Origin of the sequence: Trichocoleus sp. DQ-A1 (assembly GCF_039961955.1) — a bacterium.
GTDB lineage: Bacteria > Cyanobacteriota > Cyanobacteriia > Cyanobacteriales > FACHB-T130 > FACHB-T130.
On record NZ_JAMPKE010000007.1, the window covers coordinates 126,359 to 146,022 of the forward strand.

The 19,664-nt window shown below is 47.1% G+C and carries 19 protein-coding genes; 5 read left to right on the forward strand and 14 right to left on the reverse strand.

Annotated features, from left to right (window positions below; genetic code table 11):
* Positions 1–66: 66 nt before the first annotated feature.
* Positions 67–918, reverse strand: coding sequence for an alpha/beta fold hydrolase (locus tag NDI33_RS09580; RefSeq protein WP_190676672.1), 852 nt, complete (start codon positions 916–918; stop codon positions 67–69).
* A 435-nt stretch (positions 919–1,353) separates the two neighbouring features.
* On the opposite strand from NDI33_RS09580, the gene NDI33_RS09585 reads away from it, so the two are divergent.
* Positions 1,354–1,785, forward strand: a complete 432-nt coding sequence (locus NDI33_RS09585; RefSeq protein ID WP_190411960.1) for a hypothetical protein — start codon at positions 1,354–1,356, stop codon at positions 1,783–1,785.
* Between the two features lie 24 nt (positions 1,786–1,809).
* Here NDI33_RS09585 and NDI33_RS09590 read toward each other — a convergent pair whose 3' ends face one another.
* From NDI33_RS09590 to NDI33_RS09600, 3 genes are all read right to left on the reverse strand, one after another.
* A complete protein-coding gene (locus NDI33_RS09590; RefSeq protein ID WP_190676581.1) occupies positions 1,810–2,310 on the reverse strand; it encodes a hypothetical protein in 501 nt (166 codons plus the stop codon).
* Positions 2,288–2,440 (reverse strand): hypothetical protein, encoded by a 153-nt coding sequence (locus NDI33_RS09595; RefSeq protein WP_190529125.1) that lies wholly within the window; start codon positions 2,438–2,440, stop codon positions 2,288–2,290. The genes NDI33_RS09590 and NDI33_RS09595 overlap by 23 nt, the downstream gene beginning before the upstream one ends.
* A gap of 201 nt (positions 2,441–2,641) precedes the next feature.
* Entirely contained in the window at positions 2,642–3,058 is a 417-nt protein-coding gene (locus tag NDI33_RS09600; RefSeq protein WP_190676583.1) for a DCC1-like thiol-disulfide oxidoreductase family protein, read from the reverse strand.
* A 400-nt stretch (positions 3,059–3,458) separates the two neighbouring features.
* Here NDI33_RS09600 and NDI33_RS09605 point away from each other — a divergent pair, with 400 nt between their 5' ends.
* A complete protein-coding gene (locus tag NDI33_RS09605; RefSeq protein ID WP_190435970.1) occupies positions 3,459–3,617 on the forward strand; it encodes a hypothetical protein in 159 nt (52 codons plus the stop codon).
* Positions 3,618–3,673: 56 nt separating this feature from the next.
* A complete protein-coding gene (locus NDI33_RS09610) occupies positions 3,674–5,362 on the forward strand; it encodes an NAD-binding protein (protein ID WP_190676585.1) in 1,689 nt (562 codons plus the stop codon).
* A 114-nt stretch (positions 5,363–5,476) separates the two neighbouring features.
* Here the strand turns inward: NDI33_RS09610 and NDI33_RS09615 are convergent, their stop codons facing one another.
* The 6 genes from NDI33_RS09615 to NDI33_RS09640 form a co-directional block, all read right to left on the reverse strand.
* Complete coding sequence (locus tag NDI33_RS09615) at positions 5,477–6,628, reverse strand: hypothetical protein (RefSeq protein ID WP_190676587.1); 1,152 nt, start codon at positions 6,626–6,628, stop codon at positions 5,477–5,479.
* A 172-nt stretch (positions 6,629–6,800) separates the two neighbouring features.
* Positions 6,801–8,831 (reverse strand): iron uptake porin, encoded by a 2,031-nt coding sequence (locus NDI33_RS09620; RefSeq protein ID WP_190676589.1) that lies wholly within the window; start codon positions 8,829–8,831, stop codon positions 6,801–6,803.
* Positions 8,832–9,044: 213 nt separating this feature from the next.
* The gene (locus tag NDI33_RS09625; protein WP_190676591.1) at positions 9,045–9,917 is read right to left on the reverse strand and encodes an MBL fold metallo-hydrolase; all 873 of its coding nucleotides are present in this window, start codon (positions 9,915–9,917) and stop codon (positions 9,045–9,047) included.
* 287 nt (positions 9,918–10,204) lie between these two features.
* A complete protein-coding gene (locus tag NDI33_RS09630) occupies positions 10,205–10,915 on the reverse strand; it encodes an SDR family oxidoreductase (protein ID WP_190533717.1) in 711 nt (236 codons plus the stop codon).
* Between the two features lie 211 nt (positions 10,916–11,126).
* On the reverse strand, positions 11,127–12,017 hold the full coding sequence (locus tag NDI33_RS09635; RefSeq protein ID WP_190676592.1) for a hypothetical protein: 891 nt from the start codon (positions 12,015–12,017) through the stop codon (positions 11,127–11,129).
* Entirely contained in the window at positions 12,014–12,439 is a 426-nt protein-coding gene (locus NDI33_RS09640) for a pirin family protein (protein ID WP_190429735.1), read from the reverse strand. Before NDI33_RS09640 ends, NDI33_RS09635 begins: the two co-directional genes overlap by 4 nt.
* Positions 12,440–12,782: 343 nt before the next feature.
* Between NDI33_RS09640 and NDI33_RS09645 the strand changes: the two genes are divergently transcribed.
* Positions 12,783–13,343 carry an opioid growth factor receptor-related protein gene (locus tag NDI33_RS09645; RefSeq protein ID WP_190676594.1) on the forward strand — a complete coding sequence of 187 codons (561 nt, stop codon included), beginning with the start codon at positions 12,783–12,785 and terminating at the stop codon, positions 13,341–13,343.
* Between the two features lie 263 nt (positions 13,344–13,606).
* On the opposite strand, the gene NDI33_RS09650 is transcribed toward NDI33_RS09645, so the two are convergent.
* Both NDI33_RS09650 and NDI33_RS09655 read right to left on the reverse strand, forming a co-directional pair.
* The gene (locus NDI33_RS09650; protein ID WP_190435943.1) at positions 13,607–14,392 is read right to left on the reverse strand and encodes a DUF3891 family protein; all 786 of its coding nucleotides are present in this window, start codon (positions 14,390–14,392) and stop codon (positions 13,607–13,609) included.
* A 343-nt stretch (positions 14,393–14,735) separates the two neighbouring features.
* Complete coding sequence (locus tag NDI33_RS09655) at positions 14,736–15,632, reverse strand: alpha/beta fold hydrolase (protein ID WP_190411973.1); 897 nt, start codon at positions 15,630–15,632, stop codon at positions 14,736–14,738.
* Positions 15,633–15,764: 132 nt separating this feature from the next.
* On the opposite strand from NDI33_RS09655, the gene NDI33_RS09660 reads away from it, so the two are divergent.
* Entirely contained in the window at positions 15,765–17,822 is a 2,058-nt protein-coding gene (locus NDI33_RS09660; protein WP_190676596.1) for an S-layer homology domain-containing protein, read from the forward strand.
* Positions 17,823–17,909: 87 nt separating this feature from the next.
* Here the strand turns inward: NDI33_RS09660 and NDI33_RS09665 are convergent, their stop codons facing one another.
* Both NDI33_RS09665 and NDI33_RS09670 read right to left on the reverse strand, forming a co-directional pair.
* Positions 17,910–18,902, reverse strand: a complete 993-nt coding sequence (locus NDI33_RS09665; protein ID WP_199302488.1) for a mechanosensitive ion channel family protein — start codon at positions 18,900–18,902, stop codon at positions 17,910–17,912.
* Positions 18,903–19,114: 212 nt separating this feature from the next.
* The gene (locus tag NDI33_RS09670; protein WP_190676600.1) at positions 19,115–19,645 is read right to left on the reverse strand and encodes a hypothetical protein; all 531 of its coding nucleotides are present in this window, start codon (positions 19,643–19,645) and stop codon (positions 19,115–19,117) included.
* Positions 19,646–19,664: the final 19 nt, after the last annotated feature.

Below are 19,664 nucleotides of genomic sequence, written 5' to 3' on the forward strand. Positions count from 1 at the left end.
CCTGTTATTTTAGAGAAAAATCGGGAAAACGCGAGAGGAGAAGAGAAAAAGAGATGATATCACCCATTATCCAATTGCCTGACGACGCAGAAACCCTTGAATCGCATCGCTGACTTTGTCCGACCAATGGTCTTGAGGATAATGCCCGACTTCTTCCATCTTCATGATTTCTGCCCTCTGGATGGCACTCGCTAGCTGTTGCGCTTGAGTGAAGGGAAGCCAGGGGTCTTTCATCCCCCAGGCAATTAAAGTTGGCTGCGTCCAGCTTTGAAAACCGGATTCTATTTCTGCCATCGACTGCTGAAGCTGGAGATTCCGCACGGTGTACAGGAGACTTCGCCCCGCATCCGAACTTTTGAGGTAGGGACGGCGGTAAACGTCTAAATCCTTATCTGGGATGACGTAGCGGCTACCACCTTCTAAGGTTCTGTCCACCAAGAGCGGGTCTTGCGTCATCATATCGCCGACAAAAGGCAGACCCAGTTGTTGAATCTTCCAAGGCAGCTTGGCAGTCGTTGCCACAGGTGTATTGAGGATAACCAAGCGCTCGATTTTGTCTGGATGACGCAGGGCGTACTGGAGTCCCACAGAACCCAAAAATCCCTGAACAACCAGATAGAATCGCTCGATTTCCAGGTGTTGGATGAATTCTGCTAGTGCGTTGATGAAGGTATCGGGTGTATACGCAAAGTCCCGCCGCTCTGGTTTCGCCGAGAAGCCAAAACCAATCCAGTCAGGCGCGATCGCTCTATACCCTTTCTCTGCTAATCCGGGCATTACCCCGCTCCAGCTATAACTCTGCGACGGCAACCCGTGCAGCAGCAGAACTGGCAGGTTATCACTTCTACCAATCGGATTCTCTTCCCGGTAAAACCATTCCAAGGAACCGATCTTGATTAATTGCTCATTGGTTGACACTATCTTTGCCTGCACATCTCCCGGTTGCTTGAGCTTACCGCAAAAGCGGGAATCTCCGGCAAAGCAAGTCAAGTTTTAATTTGAGTATTCTGGTTAAAATTGCATCTAAAATTGGGCTGTTGAAATATTAGAAGTTCAAGGATTTCATGATGATTTAGCAATTTTTCCTGGTATATTATTAGTAGTTTATCTTTATTTTATATTTATTTTTTATAATGGAAATCTAACCGCAAATTTGAGAAATGCACATCTTCCCATTATTTAAATATACCTTAAAAAATTGCCCTTGTATAGTATCCAGATTTACCATTCTTATCGCGTCAATGAATAAACTTAAAGAAGGATGCTCTACCAAGTTGCGAAATAGAGAACATCCTGTTATATTTAAACGCCAAAACAACTGAAAACGCGCAAGTTTAGGGGAACCCAAGCGAAGTGAATGCAGCTGAACAGGCCACAAACATACAAGTCGCTAGTAAGATTGCTGCTGTTGTCAATCTCTACAAATCTGAGTTTCCTGATGCAAGAGCAGATTTAAAACCTTGGGCAAACGACCCGGATACTAGAGAGTTAGTCGATCCGGATTCAATTGATATCGGCTTCCATTTTCCTGGCAGAAGTCGCTTATTTCAAAGCCGCAGCATCTTGGTACAGATTCGCTTTTACGAAGACCCTGTGACTGGGATTCGCCGTGCTATCGGTGTCGAATTAGCAGGTTTTGACCATAAAGGCAAACAGTGGTTACTCTCGACCGTAGAGGAGTGGCAGTTTGTCGGGGAATCCCAGCCAGTGCCTGAAGTAGGAGAAAAGCTGAAGCACTTTTGTCGGCAAATATTTGAACTGTTCAACAGCGAAGAAATCGCTTAAGTCGAATGGGTAATCCCTAGGGAATTACTCGATGACTTGGGTTGTCTGAGCAATGACTACCGGCTTGCCTTCAAATTCGGCTTCCATTTTCTTCTTGACATTTAAATCATTCGTTAAGTTGTACTCTTTCTCAAAATCAGCCAGGACGAATTTACGAACTTGCCCTGTCACCGTAACATTCTTACCTTCAGCGATCGCAACTGTGGCAGGAACTGCATTCAAAACCAACACTTTTTCGCCACTGAATATTTTGTCGTCTTCTAACTGAAACGCTTTGGGACCAATAATTTCTTCAACTTCGCCACTGACCGTTACTGTTTGACCGATCAGTTGATCCGTGTTTTGAGCAACTTTTTCAACGGCTGTGGTAGGTTCAGGGGCAGCCGCTTCTTTCTGGACAGCTACGCAACCAGGAAGAAGCATGGCAAGCAGCGCTAATGCGATCGCGCCGCCACTGTTCCAAAATCCTTCGGAAAAGCTCTTTGTTCTATCGGCAACCCGATTATTCGTAAATCTCTTGTTCATTGCCCAAATCTCCTAAATCTACTTCGCAGCTAGTCGCTACAGCAGTAGATAACCCCCCGATAAAACCTTGATAAAGCTTTTTTCCCGCCCTTGTTAAATCACCGCCCCAAGCCAGCAATTGTAAAACCAAGCCACCAGCTTTTAAGCGGCGACTTTTCGCAACAGGACAGCGATAGCTAACTATTATTTTAAAAACGAAAACTACTGCCTAGCGTCTACCTGGGGAAGGAAAGCTTTGGCGAGAGTATCCCAATGCTTCCCCTCTACTTTTAGGGTGTTGCCTTGTTTGGGCGATCGCTTTCAGTTTTCCCTGTACTATTTTTGTTTTCTCTTATTCAGTAACGCATCCCGGAGAACAAAAACTAGCGGGATAACTAGATTGATAAGTGGAAGAACGCTTGCCAAAAATCGTGTAACGGTTATCGCGGATTTGTTCGTAAGTGCGATCGCCCATCCACTTCACCCCCGGTAAAGCTCGATATGCATCCACAAATACGCTCCCCATTGGCAACAATCGCCCAATTTCTTCTGCTGCATCACTTCCCTGCCACCGTCTCTGAGGCGTATTGGCATCAATCAAAATCATTCCCATTTCACAATCTTGGGCAGTAATTCCAAAGTGTTTGAGGGCTTCTATATCTTGCATCGGGATGTATTGAAACATCTGCCCCTTATCTAAACTTTCCAGCAATTGCACAAGGGTGACACAGAGATTACAGTTGCCGTCATAAATTACGTGGTAAGTCATTGAGTTAACAGATGTTTTTATAAATAATTTGAGACATATTTTCGGAGCGTATATCTAAGCTGTAGAGTTGATTTAACTTCAATGACTCAACATCTGAATAAGGAGGATACACCCTTTGAGATCCACTAACTTAACGGTATCGACTACGACGCAGTCGAGCGAATTTCTAGCTAATTACTAGGATAACCTAATCTACCAGTTTGCTAATTCTCTCGAAGGGCAGACCTAGTCTTGAAACTAACCCATAAATAGTCCACAGAGCTAAAGTTTCCAAGTAAAAGCAGAAAAAAACAGGTAGCAGTACCCAGCAATCCACACGTGCAACAGTGCAAAAAAGAAGTGAGTTTGACATCTTGCACTGTTCTCAATTAGCTCCAAAACCCGCGATAAAATCGATTTATTGGCGGATTTTATTGGCGGATTATTACAACTGGTGCAAGATGTGAGCGAAACGATCTCGCACTCACAACGCGATCGCCTGCATGGTGTATTCAGCGATCATCCCGACCACCTGAAGACAAGCAATGTCTTAGCGGTGTATACGGCTACAGTCCTTTGAGCGGAACTCAGTAAGAATATTCAATTGCACGAATATTTAGGCAGTGATTAGGCGGGATGAAACCCAGAATTATTGTCTGCGGCTTGGGTTTGACTGGGTATAAAATATTTTGCTTGCTAAGACAGCAGGGAGCGAGCGTGATTGGCATCCATGCCGAATCGATTCCTGGTGAAGATTATGATGTCGTAATTGGAGAATTACGGGCAGCTTCCACCCTGAAAGCAGCGGGGATTCAGGAAGCCCACACATTAGTGCTGGCTGGGGAAGACGAGGCGCTGAACTTAGCGATTCTTACCCAGGCACGAATTCTCAATCCTCGGATTCGGATTATCAATCGATTATTTAATACTAGCTTGGGCGATCGCCTTAACCAGACGCTTGCAGATCACGTCACCATGAGCGTTGCTGCCCTAGCCGCGCCCGTGTTTGCCTTTGCCGCCTTAGGAAGTCGAGCGATTGGACAGTTGCGGCTGTTTAACCAAACTTGGCCGATCCACGAAGAATATATTAATGAAATGCATCCTTGGATCGGTCGCAAGTTAAGTGACTTGTGGGATGACCGTTCTCGGATGCTGATTTATTATTTGCCGGTAGATGGTGAGATGGATCTCATTTCTGCCGTCGTGTATGGGCAACCGTTACAAGCAGGCGATCGCTTAATTGTTGGTACCCAACCCAGCGTCCGCACCTCCGGCAAACCCGTACTTCCGAAACTTTTCAAAGTCCTGACCAACTTCCAACAGTTTCCGCAATACGGTCAACCGATAGCAGTTGTTACCCTAGTCCTCCTGATCACCGTTTTTGTTGCCACCCTCACTTATGTTTGTGTCGATGCAAAAATATCTGTCGTTGACTCCCTTTATTTTTCCGTTGGCATGATTACGGGTGCTGGTGGTAACGAGAAAGTCGCAGAACACGCACCCGACAGCATTAAAATCTTTACCGCAATGATGATGCTGCTCGGTGCTGGTGTAATCGGGATTTGCTATGCTCTCCTCAACGATTTTGTTTTAGGCACCCGGTTCAAACAATTTTGGGACGCCGCACGAGTTCCAGGGCGAAGTCACTACATTGTGTGCGGACTCGGTGGTATCGGAGTTCAAATCGTCAACCAACTCCATACCCACGGACATGAGGTAGTTGTCATCGAACGGGACGCCAACAATCGCTTTCTCAACACCGTCCGCGCTTTGAAAGTGCCCGTGATTCAAGGAGATGCCAGTTTATCTGCCACCCTAAAAGCTGCCAATGTGGAAAAAGCAGACGCCCTTTTAGCTGTCACCAGCGACGATATGGCGAATTTAGAGATTGCCCTTAGCGCCAAAGGGATTGCACCAAAGTTAGCTGTCGTGGTGCGGAATCAAGACCCCCACTTTGCATCCCAAGCGCAAAAGGTATTTGAATTTGATGCCGTGTTGAGTCCGACTGAATTAGCCGCACCTTCCTTTGCAGCAGCGGCTTTAGGAGGACGAATTTTAGGTAATGGGATAACTGGCGATAGTCTTTGGATCGCCTTAGCCACCATGATTACACCAGGGCATCCGTTTTGTGGCAAGCGCGTTCAAGAATCGGCAATGGACGCCGACTTTGTGCCTTTGTATATCGAAACCAACTGCCAAACGATTCACGGTTGGGATGTTTTGGAAACTTGCCTTAGTGCTGGCGATATTTTGTATTTGACGATGCCAGCAAATCGGCTAGAGCAATTGTGGCGCGTGACGCCTTCTCAACTTCTAGCCAGTTGAGCATTCTGTACTGGCTAGAAGTTTGTACTGGCTAGAAGCGTTTAGTCAATTAGCTTTGTAGGGACACACAGCTCTGCGTCTCTACTGCTTAAATTAACGCTGGCAGACCCTCCATTAACGCAGCAGCACTCGACTCCGAGGCCCAATGGGTTGCTCAGATGTCGTCAGCTCAATCGAGCATCCTGCCGTCTGCTCGTTGGCAGAAGATGAGACACTTGTTGAGTTGCTGCCTTGATTAGGCGTACAACTGGTTGCGGCTGTCGCGGAAGACTCCAAAACTACATGATTAACCTCAGTAGAGTCATTGCGGCTGAAGAGTGAGGGAGGCACATTTGCCCCGGATGGGGATGGGGATGGGGTTCCTCCACTGGCTGGACTACCGCCACTGCTAATGGGTGCTGGGGCAGATACTGGGGTGGTTATTGGGGAGGTTACTGGAGAGGTTACTGGGGTGGGTGTTGAGGAGGTGGGTGCTGGCGCTGGGACAGGTGCTGGCGCTGGGACAGGTGTTGGTGCTGGGACAGGTGTTGGTGCTGGGACAGGTGTTGGTGCTGGGACAGGTGTTGGAGTAATTAAAACGGCATTTGCAGGCACTTTCACCTGTAATTTCACCGGCATACCACCGGCAGGGATAGTAAAAGTAGGGAGGGGTTTCGGCACGGTAGGGGGCAAGTTGTTGCCGAAATTGTATTCAGATCCAAAATCAAACACGGTGGGGCTGGTGCCTCCGTTGGCATCGCTATATCTAGGCCCCTGACCCCTAATTTCAAATACACCTTGATACTGTTGCCCAGTTTTTGGATCGGTGACAACGCCTTCCCAGAAGCCTCTGGCGACAAATTCATCCTGAATTGTGCCAAATAAGGTGGTTCCTTCTTGCCCGGTTTGCTTTTTGGGTTGAAGATTGCCGCTAGTTAGAACTGGAGAGGTAATCGTTCCATTCGTGGAGACAACGGGAATACCGCGAAAGTCTACATAATGAGTGCCATCGGCTTTGGTTCCTACATAGCCAGGATTGGGTGCAGTGTAGACGAGGACGCCGTTGCGGAAATATTGCCCTGCGGCATTAGTATCAACTCTAGTCGTGCTTTGGTTGAAATTTGGGTTAGCCGGGGGAAGGGTAAAGGTACCTGTGACGGTGCCAGTGCTATTGATGGTTACTTGGGCAAAAGCGCCATCTGCTCCCAAGGCGACGATCGTCGCGGTTAAACTACTGCTAATCAGTAAGCTCAAGCTCAGCTGAGTTTTTGAAGATAGCGATCGCATAAATATTCTTTCCGATTGGTGTTAGCCAAAAAATAGAGCGATCGCATCGATGGCAAAGCAAAGCTTCCGCCAGTTTGTGCCTCACTCAATCACATATACTGGGGAATTTTGCCGAAACCGCAACAGGTTATTTCATTTATCAGAGCTTTTTCGCTTTTACTGGCTTTTCTCCTTAAAACCGGAAAGTTGCTCTCATCGTTCCCACGACTAACGTGTCATTTGCCGCATTATGGTCGGGGTTGAAAACCACCAATACCCCTGGAGTCAGGAAAATGTTATCCGTCAATCTGGCTCGATAAAACAGCTCTAGGTGCAAAGCCGTGTCGCGACGCCCTCCCGGCGTTCCACTCAAATTGGTCAAAAAGTTGGGAAGATTGAAGCCATCCGGCAAGGTACTGGAAGTAATTTTCGGCGGCTGTCCAAACAAAATTCCCCCCAAATTTCCTCTAGCAAACAAGTCAGGAAACGCAGAAAATAACATCCAATTCGTAGTTTCCACAGAACCCGAAAGATTGACCGGGTCTGAAGAAGTCCACCCGCCCCAAGTCCCTAAAGTCAATCTAGAATTGACGCGCCAAGCCAAAGTCCCTCCCACGGCATGAGTATTAAAGGCAAAAGAAGTCGATGGCGAAATAATCGGTGCCAAGGGCGAAATGAGTTGATTGTCGCCGGTGCCGATACCCAGCAAACCATCGGGAGAGTGTGAATAGATATAGTGCAACCCAATATCCAGATTATTTGTAGGTGCAATGGTTAACTGCACGCCCGCGCTGGTTCTACCGCCAAATAGTCCACCTTGGCTGCTATTACTGGTAAAGCTAGGAAGTTCAGCGCTGTAGACGGCTTGTAAACTCAGGCGTTTGTTAATTTGCCAGTCAAATCCAATGCCGCCCGTGCCGTTGCCAATTGACAGAATGGGGTTGCGCTGACCTAATAAGGAAATCGAACCATCTCCCGAACCTTCCAAAGGATTGATACCGCGAAATGTATTGGCAGGGTTAACACCAGCCGGACCAACAATAACGCCGAAGTTATCCGTGACTGGAAACCGATAGGAAAGGTCGCTCAAAACCAGGTCGTTGTTAGTTTCTAACTCAGTCGATAATCGACCCATATTGGTAAAGACAAAGGGTGCAGAAGAGGCGAGATTTCCACCCTGAAGCCCCGTCAGCAGTAAATCCTGTCCTGTAAACGAGGTTGCCAGAGACAGTTGAACGTTACTTGCTAGAGTCAACTGAGCCTGACCAGAACGTTCCGGCACCCCATCTCTGGGGAACAAATCCACATCTACTTGATTGCTTCCCTGCAAGCCAACAATTGCTTGCCCAAATAGTCGAGTATTGGTAGAAAATTGGTGATTTTCGAGCTGTGCTGTCCGACTTTCTAAGTTATCGACTCGACCTTTCACTTCCGCTAGTTCCGTGGCATAGTCTTGTTGAAGCCGTTGCAGGGTTGCTAAATCATCTTGAGGAATGCCTTGGGGTTGCGTGAAAATTTTTTCCAGGGCAGCATTGAGGGCGGCGGCAAATTCGTAGCGGCTAAGAGAACGGTTGCCGCGAAAGCTGCCATCCGGGTAGCCGGAGATGACTCCATACCGTTCTGTTAGGTTTTTTAGGGCTTGGTAACTCCAATCTTCCGGAGTAACATCTGTCAGTTGATCGACTGATGTTAATTGACTCATCGGATCGGCTGATTCATCGCCGTCAGCGATATTTTCTAAGCCAGCATCGTTCGGCTGAGTTGCTGCGGGTATCTCTTGGGAGGCATTCGGAGAACTCATTTGGGCTAACAAACCTCTCTCCCGACTCCTCTCCTGCAAGGCGAGGGGAGTAATATTATTCCCCCTTCCCTTACCCCCCTCATTCCCCCCGCTTGCGGCTATCGTGTACGATTTTTGGTTAAGTGGCAAAACGTTGATCGATCCCCCTAAATCCCCCTTAAAAAGGGGGACTTTGACTGGATTTCCCCCCTTTTTAAGGGGGGTTGGGGGGATCAAAACGGGACTGGTTTGAGAAGTCAGGCGATTGGAGGTTGAGAATTCTGGCTGCGTGACTTCAACCGTGACGGAAGGCTTTAAAACGGGTTGAGGCTCAGTTGCATCGAGCGATCGCTCGGATGGCTGAGGCATTACGGCTGAGGGTGGCAAAGTTGAGTTTTTCCCAGCAGTTAACAGTCCGACAACTACCAGGCTGAAGTCGCTCATGAGATTCTAGTCATTCTGGATACATAGCCGTTACCTTTGACAGCCGAAATTGCTAACTTCAGGAAATCAACTAAAAAAAACGGCACCCCACTTAGGAATGCCGTTGCCATATCAGTTTTTGGCGTCACAAGTTACGCATTGAGGCGCTATCCTTCTGACGCGGTGTGCTTCTAACCCCCTTGTTCAAGAGGCGTTGAGAAAATCAAAAAGACTTTAACGCGCTTCCATCCAGGCGATACACTGCTGCATCTGCTGGCGCATCGTCTCATTGTCAGCATGGTATCGGCGTCCGTGACCGGGTAGCACCCACTCAAACGAGTAATTAGCCAGCTTTCGCATTGATTTAAGCAATTCAGGCCAGGAATACCAACAGACATCGGGGAAGGCAAACAAGTGATTTAAACTTGGCGACCAAGCCAGATGATCTCCCGTGAACAGAAATTTATTTTTGTACAGTAAAACCGTGTGACCTTTTGTATGACCGGGCACTGGAATAATTAACAAATCTGGCTCCAACTGTACTGGCTCTAAGCCAGTTAGCTGAATTTCCACATTGCGAGTACCCGAAGAGATTTCGTCGGTGTGGAGAATTCGCTGACACCCAAAATGCTCGGCATACTTTTGATGATCCGCTACATCATCTCGGTGCGTCAGATACATATAGCAAATCTCTCCCATTTCCTCTAGCCGCTTCACCAGAGGAGGCGTAAAGCGAGGAGAATCAACTAACACATTGCCTTCCGGTCGCACAATTAAATAGCTAGCAGCGCCATAGGAATTTTCTGCATGATAGCCGCAATGATAGACATTTTCAGCGACTAAAATCGGAAAACTGTGCTGAGCATCTTTAACGTCTTTTGGCTTCTCCACAGTCCCAATGGAAGCCGTAGGACAAGACAAAAGAGCCTGCATTGCTTTTAATCTTTCAGCCTCATTTTCTGGCTGATGATAAACTGCTGACTGCTCATCGGTGCGATAAAACACCTCTGGAGTCATCCAACGACAAGTATCGCAATCAATACAAGTCGTATCAACGTAAAAATCGCCACTAATATTTTCAGGGTGACGCTGATTTAAGTGAGCCATAATCTAACCTAATTGGTTGTTTAAAAAAAATCTTGTGCAAAATAAATGCCTTAAAGTGGAAGCTCGAAAAAGGGAGATAGAAAAGGCTCAATTTGCAGATCAATTTGCCGACATTGTTCAACTTCCTGTACTTGAGTCCATTAGTTCAAAAAACCTAACTTTAGAGAGATGATAAAAATAAGCTACTCATCCCTTTTAAAGGTGGGACTACAAAAATTGTAGGAACGCACTTGCTCGCGTCTGTCTAACCTAAAGCAAATAGATATAGAAATGGGATGCGATTGTGCTTACCAATCAATGGGTTGGCGATCGCGGAAAAAACCACTCGTGGGGCCATCATCTGGAAGAGTAGCCAGCCACACAATTGTTTCAACCCCTTGCTCTACAGACCGGGTAGCATTTGGGCCACCCATATCGGTTCTTACCCAGCCAGGACACACAGAATTCACTAAAATATTGGTGCCTTCCAACTCATTTGCAAAAATCCGGGTAAGGGCATTTAATGCGGTTTTGGACATTCGATAAGCGGGAAATCCAGTGTTCATGTCGGATAACTGTCCTGCACCCGATGATACGTTCACAACACGCCCATACTGATGCTCTTTCATCAGCGGAATTAATGCTTGGCAAAGCAGTAATGGGCCGTGTAAATTCGTCTCCATCGTTTCGTGGATGGTACTAACCTTGGTGTTGAAGATACTACTCTCTGGATCTCCTAAAGGATCTCTAGCAATTCCAGCATTGTTCACTAGAATATCTAATCGCCCGAATTGATTGCGGATGAACTGAGCAAGATGCTCAATACTCTCTGCACTGGTGACATCAAGCAGATGAGAAACTACATCTAAGCCTTCAGCTTGCAATTTCTCAACGGCTGCTTTCCCCTGTGCTTCGTCACGACTGGTCAGAATCACTTGGATATCTTGCTTTGCGAGTTGTCGGCAAGTTTCAAAACCCAGCCCCCGATTGGCACCCGTGACAATTGCGACTTTCTTCATCGGATTTTCTATACTTCCACTGCTCCCTCCGTTTCTACTCTAGACTTTTTTGCTTTTATTGAGTGTTCTGCAAAAATTTCAGGACTGATTTATCAATGAAGTTTCGGCAGATTCTTTGGGAAGTTGCTCAGAATCTGGTTAATTTCTTGTCCTGGTGTAGATGAGCGTACAGAAGCAAAATTAGCAACACGGGTACAGTTTCCTGTACGCATTAGGGCGCAAGCCACAAAGCAACATTCCGCGCATAAGTCTTGATATCTTCTAGGGCGCGTGGCTCTTGGTTCATGCCATCGCCGGGAGCCTCATCCACAAAGCTAGGACAACCTTTTTCGATGTCCCAGTTGTAATCGACAAAATGGTGAAAACTCGATGCAGCAACTGCACGCCCTAGGGTGTTGCCGTCAGTGTCTTTTTCACTTTCGATAACAACAGCCAGATTAAAGGGACGACCTGTAATTAAGCTTTTGCCCATTGCAATAACACGAGCATTTTTTGCGCCTGCGGGAACTCCGATTGCGCCCTCATGGGGATGAGTGGGAAAATATTCGATTAATCCAGAAGGTGAATTGGGATTGCGTAGAAGTTCGTGAATGGGTTCGGTGGGGGTTATTTTTTGATAGTCGCCATTGCGCCCAGAATGATAGTTAGGCCAGGAAATATAGGTTGTGTAGGGGTCGTCAATGCACCAGCGAGATTCGTCGGGGTCTGGATTTTTGGTGTTGAAAAAGTGGATCGCGCCGATGTCACCCAGACCGTACATGGAGCAACCCATATCTTGATGATCGCGGGTGGTGAGGATACCACCACCGCGTTTGCGAAATGCATTGATTCCCGCACAATCTTTTTCCGTCAGACCTTCGCCAGTATCTAATGCAAATAGCCATAGCTGGTCAAAATCCGAGCGGTCGAGGGTACTTAAAATTGGGTCGTTGCCGTCTGCATCTAACACGCGATCGCGTTCTGTCACTTCAAACAGGAGATTCCCCGCTTCATCTGTAACAGATGCGAGATAGTCGCGTAACATCGAGAAGCGCCAAATGCTCCAGTCATCTTCTGTTGTCGGGATGGTTGTCTGGAGCAAAATGCGAATGGGTTGTGTCATCGTTTTTTACCTAATTCTTCTGGATCGGAAATCATCCAAATTTGGGGAAAGTAGACGGGATTAGTTTCAGAGAAATTAAATTCACGGTGGGTGATGCCAGCGCCCGCACTCATCATCTGTGCTTCTCTTGGATAAGTACCTGTCCGATTCCCCATCCCCAACCTATCTTGATGCTCTTCTATAGCACCTTCTAGGGCGTCTAGGGCGTAGGTGAGGATTTCCATGTCATGATGACTGTGGGTACCGAAACCAGAACCGGGTAAGACTCTATCATCGTGAATCAGCCTGAGAGTGCAAAATCTCATTGGCTCTGGGTCAAACAAACCCCCCAAGGAAAAGGTGCGATCGCTATCCAGCCAACCTAGCTTGGTATAACCGCGATTTTGCCTGTCGTGGATTAAATTGAGCGTATCTTGACTCATCGCTTGCACCTCGGTTTGAGTAGTCAGACACGGATGTCAGTTCATGCGATCGCCTAACGCTAGCAGCTACATTGGCATTGTTGAAATTATCAACGGTTATTGTAATGAAGGCAACAGTTAATAACTGTTGTTAGCGCTACTAGGCACTGTAGCTTTTGTGAGGAAAGCGAGATAGTTCCATAACGAGGAATGCTAAATACTCTAGTTATCTCCTCGGATCTAAAGGGTCGTTTGCAACAAAAGTACTCATAGACTTTTCTATCGCCCTGCCAGCTTTAGAATGAGCGTGAATCTAGCTGATTTCCCAGATTGTTAACATTTGATTAATTGCAGAGGAACACTTATGGCAAAATCATCTGACAAAGAATTGGTTGCTAAAGCATCCCCGGCTCTTGTGGCTTTCTATCTTAGTCAACAGCCTGATTCAGAAGGACGGATGATCGACGAGATTTGGTCATGGAATTACGAAAAGCTTGAACGGATTCATGACTATGTTCAGTGGCTTTTCCCCCTGAAAGATAAAAGTGGTTACAACCCTAATGCACTGATTCTAAATGATGAAATTGTTCAAGCTTTTCGGACAGATCCCTTACTTAAAACACGTCTGCAAAAGTCATTTAAAATAATGCTCAGGTTTTACGGATTCAAATGCAACGAAGGAAACATCAATAATATTCAAATAACCAAATCTGACCAATATCAAGATAGAAAAAGGGCTTGGATTCAGCCTCTTAATCATAATTACCTCCGGATTACCAGGATTTTAAAATGTTTGACAACTCTGGGATTAGAAAATTATGCCCAAGCTTTTTTAAAATGTTTAGATGATATCTATTCAGAAGATAGTCAAAAAATTGGAAGTGACACTTATGCTTTTTGGAAAAGGGCAGTTGAAATGAGTTGATTTTTCGGGGTTTATTGCCTAAACGAGCGTCGCAATGAACCCCGAAGATTCTCTTGAAAAACGACGATAAAATTACCTACTCTTGGATAAGAGAGCAGGCGCTCTTCATCTCTCTTGAAAGCAAGTCTAGTAGGAATATTGGGTAAAAAAAGCAAAATATAGAGTCAGCAGAGGCAAAGCATTTGCCCCTACTGACTTCTTTATGGGTAAGCACAATATGTTGCTTTGATGAATACCGATTAATTACATAATCCAGTCGGTGCTTACACGGGATGCAGGTGAGTTTTAATCGTCACCCAAGGTGCTTTCGCGATCGCGTTCCGCATCGTCTCCTCGTCTGGGAAGGTTTCCGATAGATAGCGTCCTTCACAAACCAGCGTCACCGCGTTCTCTGAAAAAGGCCAAGGACTTACCGCTACCTGGGTTGGATCGCCTGCTAGTGGCGTCAGCTTCAGGGTAATTTCACCCTCAGCGGTGGGAACCTTCTCTACCGAACGCTCTTTACTTAACTTCATGCACAAGATCAGCGATAAGCAATCCCAGATTCCCACTAACTGCCGATTTCGGGCGATCGCTTCTGGTGTGCTGTAGGGTGCGTAATCCGGATCGTTGCGGAGGGAGTCAATTAATTCCTTCTGGAAAGCCTGTTCGTGCCCTAGGAAGTCCTGCACAAGCTGGATATCTTCTGGGGAGTCATTACTAGAGTCGTAATGCTCGTAGAGGCGCGTACCGTGCAGCGAAGCTAGCAGCGCTGGATATCTTCCTTGGGCGATCGCTAATTCTCCGGCTTTTGACCAAATATCTATATGGATTTTTCTCGGTAATTCCGTGAAACTGTGCGGCAAACCAGTTTTTGGGTTGAAGGTAGGCGTCTTTTCCCAGGACAGCCAGCCAATATCATGTTGCTGGGCACCTAAGCAAACCTCTTTTCTAGGTTCCAGCTTCCCAAAATACTCATTTCCCCAAGCTTGTGCCAATTGACCCGATACCCATGCATGGGCAAGCTGCGCGATCGCTATCAGCCCCTCTGGTTCTTTGCGATATAGCATTTATGGTTCCTACCGCATCTTCCTAACTATAGTCGTGATGAGTTGGATGCTCCTCATCACAGCAAGCCGTGCTTTATCCATTTAAACCGCTCGCGCCCCACGAGTCTGTCCGCTCCGAGATTGATTTCCGTGAACGGGATCGGCGGTGAATGGAGTAATCCTAATTTCCTTTTTTTTCAAGGAAGGCAAGAAAGGATCGGAGAGGTTGGATGTAACTTTAGGTGAATCAGACGCGAGGGGACGCGATCTCGAAGCGAGTGCGATCGCGTTCCCTCAAATTCAGAACCTCAAATGCACAAGTCGGTGCAACGACAGTTGAACCGAAACTTTTACTGACTAAGTTTTATTGACTGCTCAGCTGCGCCAACCAATCCAATATCAAAGGATTCACCACGTCCGGACGTTCATCATGGGGACAGTGACCCGTTTTGGGAATGCCGACAACCTTCACGGGTTGCCCATTCTCACTTAGCTCTTTATAAATCGTCGCACCCTTAATCGGCGTCCAGGGGTCATCTTCTCCCCAAAGTACCAGCAGCGGGTGTTGTATTTTTGGCAACAACTCAGCTGGGCTAGGGCCAGGGGGTGCCGTGAGAATTGAGGCAAAAACCTGCTGAGCGCCCGTGTCACAAGAAGGATCGTAAAGCATATCCACCAGTTCATCCGTGATAGCTTCAGGGTTCACGTAGACCTGTCTGAGCGTGCGACGGAGACGATCTTTGTGGCGGATGCGGTTAAATAGGAACGGGCCAGCGACTTTGGAACTGACCAGCTTCGTGAAGGCTCCCATCACCAGTCGCAGGGGGAAATTCAGCTCATCGGGGCGATGATTCAAGCCCCCGGCACAGTTAATCAGCACGCCACCAGCGGAAATTTCTGGAGAATTCACCACTACCATCAAGCTGAGTAATGCCCCAATCGAGTTGCCGACAAAGACGGTCGGTTCCTGAATATGAGTTTCCCAGAAATCCTTGAGTAGTTCTTCCCACAATTCGAGAGTGTAATCGAGGGCTGGCTTGTCCGAACCGCCGAATCCGAGTAAATCTAGGGCAAATACTCGGTAGCCCTCAGCGGCGAGGACTGGCATATTCTTGCGCCAGTGTCCAATGGAAGCGCCAAAGCCGTGAATCAGCACTAGAGGGCGACCTGTGCCCATGACTGTGTACTGAATCCGGTAGCCGCGCCAAGTCCAGTTGAGTTTTTCAAAAGTGCTTCCTGTTTTTAGCTGCTGAGTCGTCACGATAATTATTAAGATTCCTTAACTATTTTTCTATCGTAATAGTCTCTATCATTAAAAAGAGATAAACCAGGGAACATCTAACCGACTTGAAAAGTCACGCTACCCGTTTTGTTTAGGTGTGAGAAGAGATTAATGAAGCGAAGTTCCTTGGTATTTTTAGGCAGCCTGGTTTTTGCTGCTGCCGGTTTAAGTATGACAACGGTTGCCCCTGCGATCGCGCAAGTTGGACAAACAATGGGCAATCTGCCCTTATCGGGTCGAAATCTGCTCAGCCAAGCAGAAGACGATACCGCCCAGCTGCCAACAGCGGTTGCTGAAGCTGTTTTAAAGGATGCTGCCCAACGGACAGGAATGCAAAGTTCTGACTTAACCATCCTTCAGGTGGCGAAGCAAACTTGGTCAAATGGTTGCTTGGAGTTAGCAGAAGCAGGTGTTGCCTGCACCGAGGCACTGGTTCCCGGCTGGCTGGTACTGGTCGGTAGCGCCAAAGAACAGGGATTTTGGGTTTATCGCACCAACGAATCTGGAACGCTCGTGAAGTGGGATGAAGCAGCGACCCAGACGCTGACGGCTCGACTCCGGTCGGAAAGTACCACCACTGGGCAACAGACAACAACCCGTCGCACGGAAACCACCGAGCAAAGGAGTACCGTCCGCACAGAACAGCGGTCTACGGTGGCAATGACCGAATCCGCAGGGAACTTTAGTCTTGCCGTTCTGCAACCCGCAGGCAGCCTCACAGAGGTAATTACTCGCGTATCCGTGAAGTCGAAACAAGGCAACAGCTATTCCCAAGAGCAGTATCTCGGCGACTTCAGATACAAAATCAAGCAAAAAGCGAAGTTTGTCAAAGGTGTGAATCCGGGCGATCGCGTGGTCGTGCGTCTATACGACCAAAATCGCTTGATTGGCTACAGCGAGTTTGAATGCTTGTCTGAAAACGCCGCCGTTAACCTAATTTTGTCAGAAAATCCGTCTGAAACCCGCGTAGTGCGGACTGTGTACGGCATTGATGCCGACATGGATGGCAACATCGACAGCGGTACCACCGCCTACAACTACTACACCCAAATCGACTCTCAGGAACGGGTAACATTCCTGAGCAGCGTCGAGCAAATTAACGTCAGCCAGTTCCAATCGAGCGAGATTTCGACTTCGGCGGCGACTAGCGTTTATTCCAGCTCATTTACCAGCGGTGAATCAATGCTGGCGGGTGAGACGATGAGCGTTTACAGTTCAGGAATGGCTGCCTTATTGACATCAGCTCCCGGTCAGTTGGTGCAGGTGATTGGGGTAGAAGCCGAGAACGCGACCTACGAAGTCAGCCAGCTGCTGGCAAGATATGCAAACGTGGGAGTCACTCGAAACATCCAGACGAGTTTTCCCGATGTTCCGCAGGGATACTGGGCAAAAGATTTTATCGCCCAACTGGCGGAGTTAGAAATTATCGAAGGCTTCCCCGATGGTCGATTCCGACCGGATCAGCCGGTGACTCGCGCCCAGTTTGCGGCGATGCTGCGGAAAGCGTTTGAGATGAATAAAGTGCGGAATGCGATCGCCTTCCGGGATGTATCCTCGGATTACTGGGCGTACAGTGCTATCCAAGAAGCCTATGAAATGGGCTTTTTAGGCGCTGTTTCCAGCAATGCATTCAACCCCACCCAAAAGCTTTCTCGTCTGGATATCTTAGTGGCATTGGCGAAGGGAATGAACTACTCTTCTGCCAGTACCACCCAGACGCTGCTGCAAGTTTACAGCGATGCCGCTAGCATCCCTAGCGACGTCCGCAGTTTGGTTGCAGCGGCAACAGAACGGGGTCTGGTGGTGAACTATCCCAATGTCCAGTCACTCAAACCCAATCAAGTCGCCACCCGTGCAGAGGTGTGTGCTTTCCTCTACCAAGCCTTAGTCAGCACTGGGAAGGCTCAGAACATCGCCTCGCCATACGTGGCGGGAGAAGGTGCGAAACCCCCCACAGTGCGCGAAGTTGATACTCCCAAGCCAGAAAACGTCCCTGGCGATAACCGTGAGGTAGAGGGGAACGAACGCACGAATCAGCGTCAGAATTGCAACCAAGGGGTCGGTAATGGGTCAGAAGGTTGCGATCCAGGCAATTCCAATCGGAACCAGCCCAGTAACGACGAAGGAGCAGGCGCTGCGCCTGGCAGTCCGGGTCGTCAGGGTCGGTAATCGTCGGTAATCGTTAGTCTGACGACTAAAGAAAGCCGCAGCTATCCAATTTGGATAGCTGCGGCTTCTATTCGTTCAGCGTTTATGTTACTCATTAGCAATATTATTTCCCTTCTGGTTTACATAAACTTCTCTACTTGGAAAAGGGATAGTAATTTCTTCTTGTTGATAGCGTCGGTGTAATTTTTTGATAAATTTATGCTTGGCAATTCGTTGGTTTAGAAATTCATTAACTCTAAGAAACACTGTAAAATTAATACTAAATTCTCCAAAGTTTTGATATAAGATAAAAGGCTCAAAATCAGAAATATCGGCTGCTAATTCTTGCATTACTTCCTTAGCAACTTCAACCGTTATTTCTTCAACGTGTTCCAAGTCGCTATCGTAACTAACACCTACTTGAATTGGTAAAGTTATTTCTTTCACTGGTAAATGGTAATTCGTAAAAATGGCAGAAGCCAGTTTTGTATTAGGCACAACGACTAGATTATTTGGCAGTTCTCTAATCACCGTATTCCGCCAAGTGATATCGGTAACGTAACCTTCTTGTCCCGTCTCTAGTTTTACATAGTCGCCAGTTCTGACTTGTCCAGAAATAATCAAATATAATCCTGAAAATAAGTTAGATAGGGTATCCTGAAATGCCAAAGCAACTGCCAAACCGCCAATTCCCAAGGTTGCCAAAATAGGTGTAATGGAAATCCCTAGCGTTTGCAAGATCATCAAGATTCCCAAAACCAGAACGACAATTTTGGCTAGGTTAGATAGTAATGAAGCTGAAACTCCGGGTGTTCTTTGACCAAATATCGTAACAAAACTCGCCGTCAGTCTGGCTAAAACTAAGGTGACAGAATAGAGGAAAATAACAGTCAGAATATTCTGAAAAATGCCAGAAATCCGGTCAGGAATAACCTGATTTAGTTGAAGGGTAAAAATGGCTCCGTAAAAGCCAGCAACAATAAACCAAATTTTGGGGATGCCACGCAGGGAATGAAAAACGATTTCATTCCCTGGCAACCGAGTTTTAACAGCTATTCTTTTGAGTCTAGGAAGAAAAAATTTATCAAAAATTATCCCCACCAGAAATCCGCTAAGAATAAAGGCAATCGGGACAATCCATTGCTTCATGTTGATAGTTTTATCTCAAATCTATTTGTATATGTTATGAGACTGGTGATAGGGGCAACCTCCAGAGTTGCCCCTATCGCGGCTACACATCGCAGCGAGACAATTGTAGAGACACGATTTATCTCATATGCTGGCGCGACCTATAGAAAAAAGATACAGCGTAGTTACGACAATTGTTGCTTCAACTGATCGATCAACTGTCTCAAATTTTCTGGGCTGAGAATGGCTTTCACTTCCAACTGTTGCTGAGTATCTCGCAGAGTCAGGATGTGGTTTTCACCTTCCTTAGCAGCAAATTGCAATTGGGGAGATTTAAATTCAATCTTTTGATAGATGGTTTCTGGTATCCCTACCCGAATAACCAGTTCTTTTTGAGATTGGGGATAGATATAAAGTTGCTGGCGAAGGGTATCGAGTTCGAGTTTGGTAGGGGTAGTGCTGCGTTCTCGCTCTTCGTTGATTTTGCGCCAGTAGAGAGTGATACCGCGAATCTCAGGGATTTGAATCTCAAATACTTCGTCAAAGCGTTGGGGTTCCCAGTCGAGTTCGGTAGCATCGCCCGTCTGGGGAATGATTCGCTGTCGCCAAGTGATTTTATTGTCGATGAGACTTGCCCACCATTCGCGGATGGTTGCGAAGTTGTTGGTATTGTCAGGGTTATTGCTGCCCTGTTCCCAGACGATTTTGTGTTGCATTTTCTCTCCTCCCTCCCCA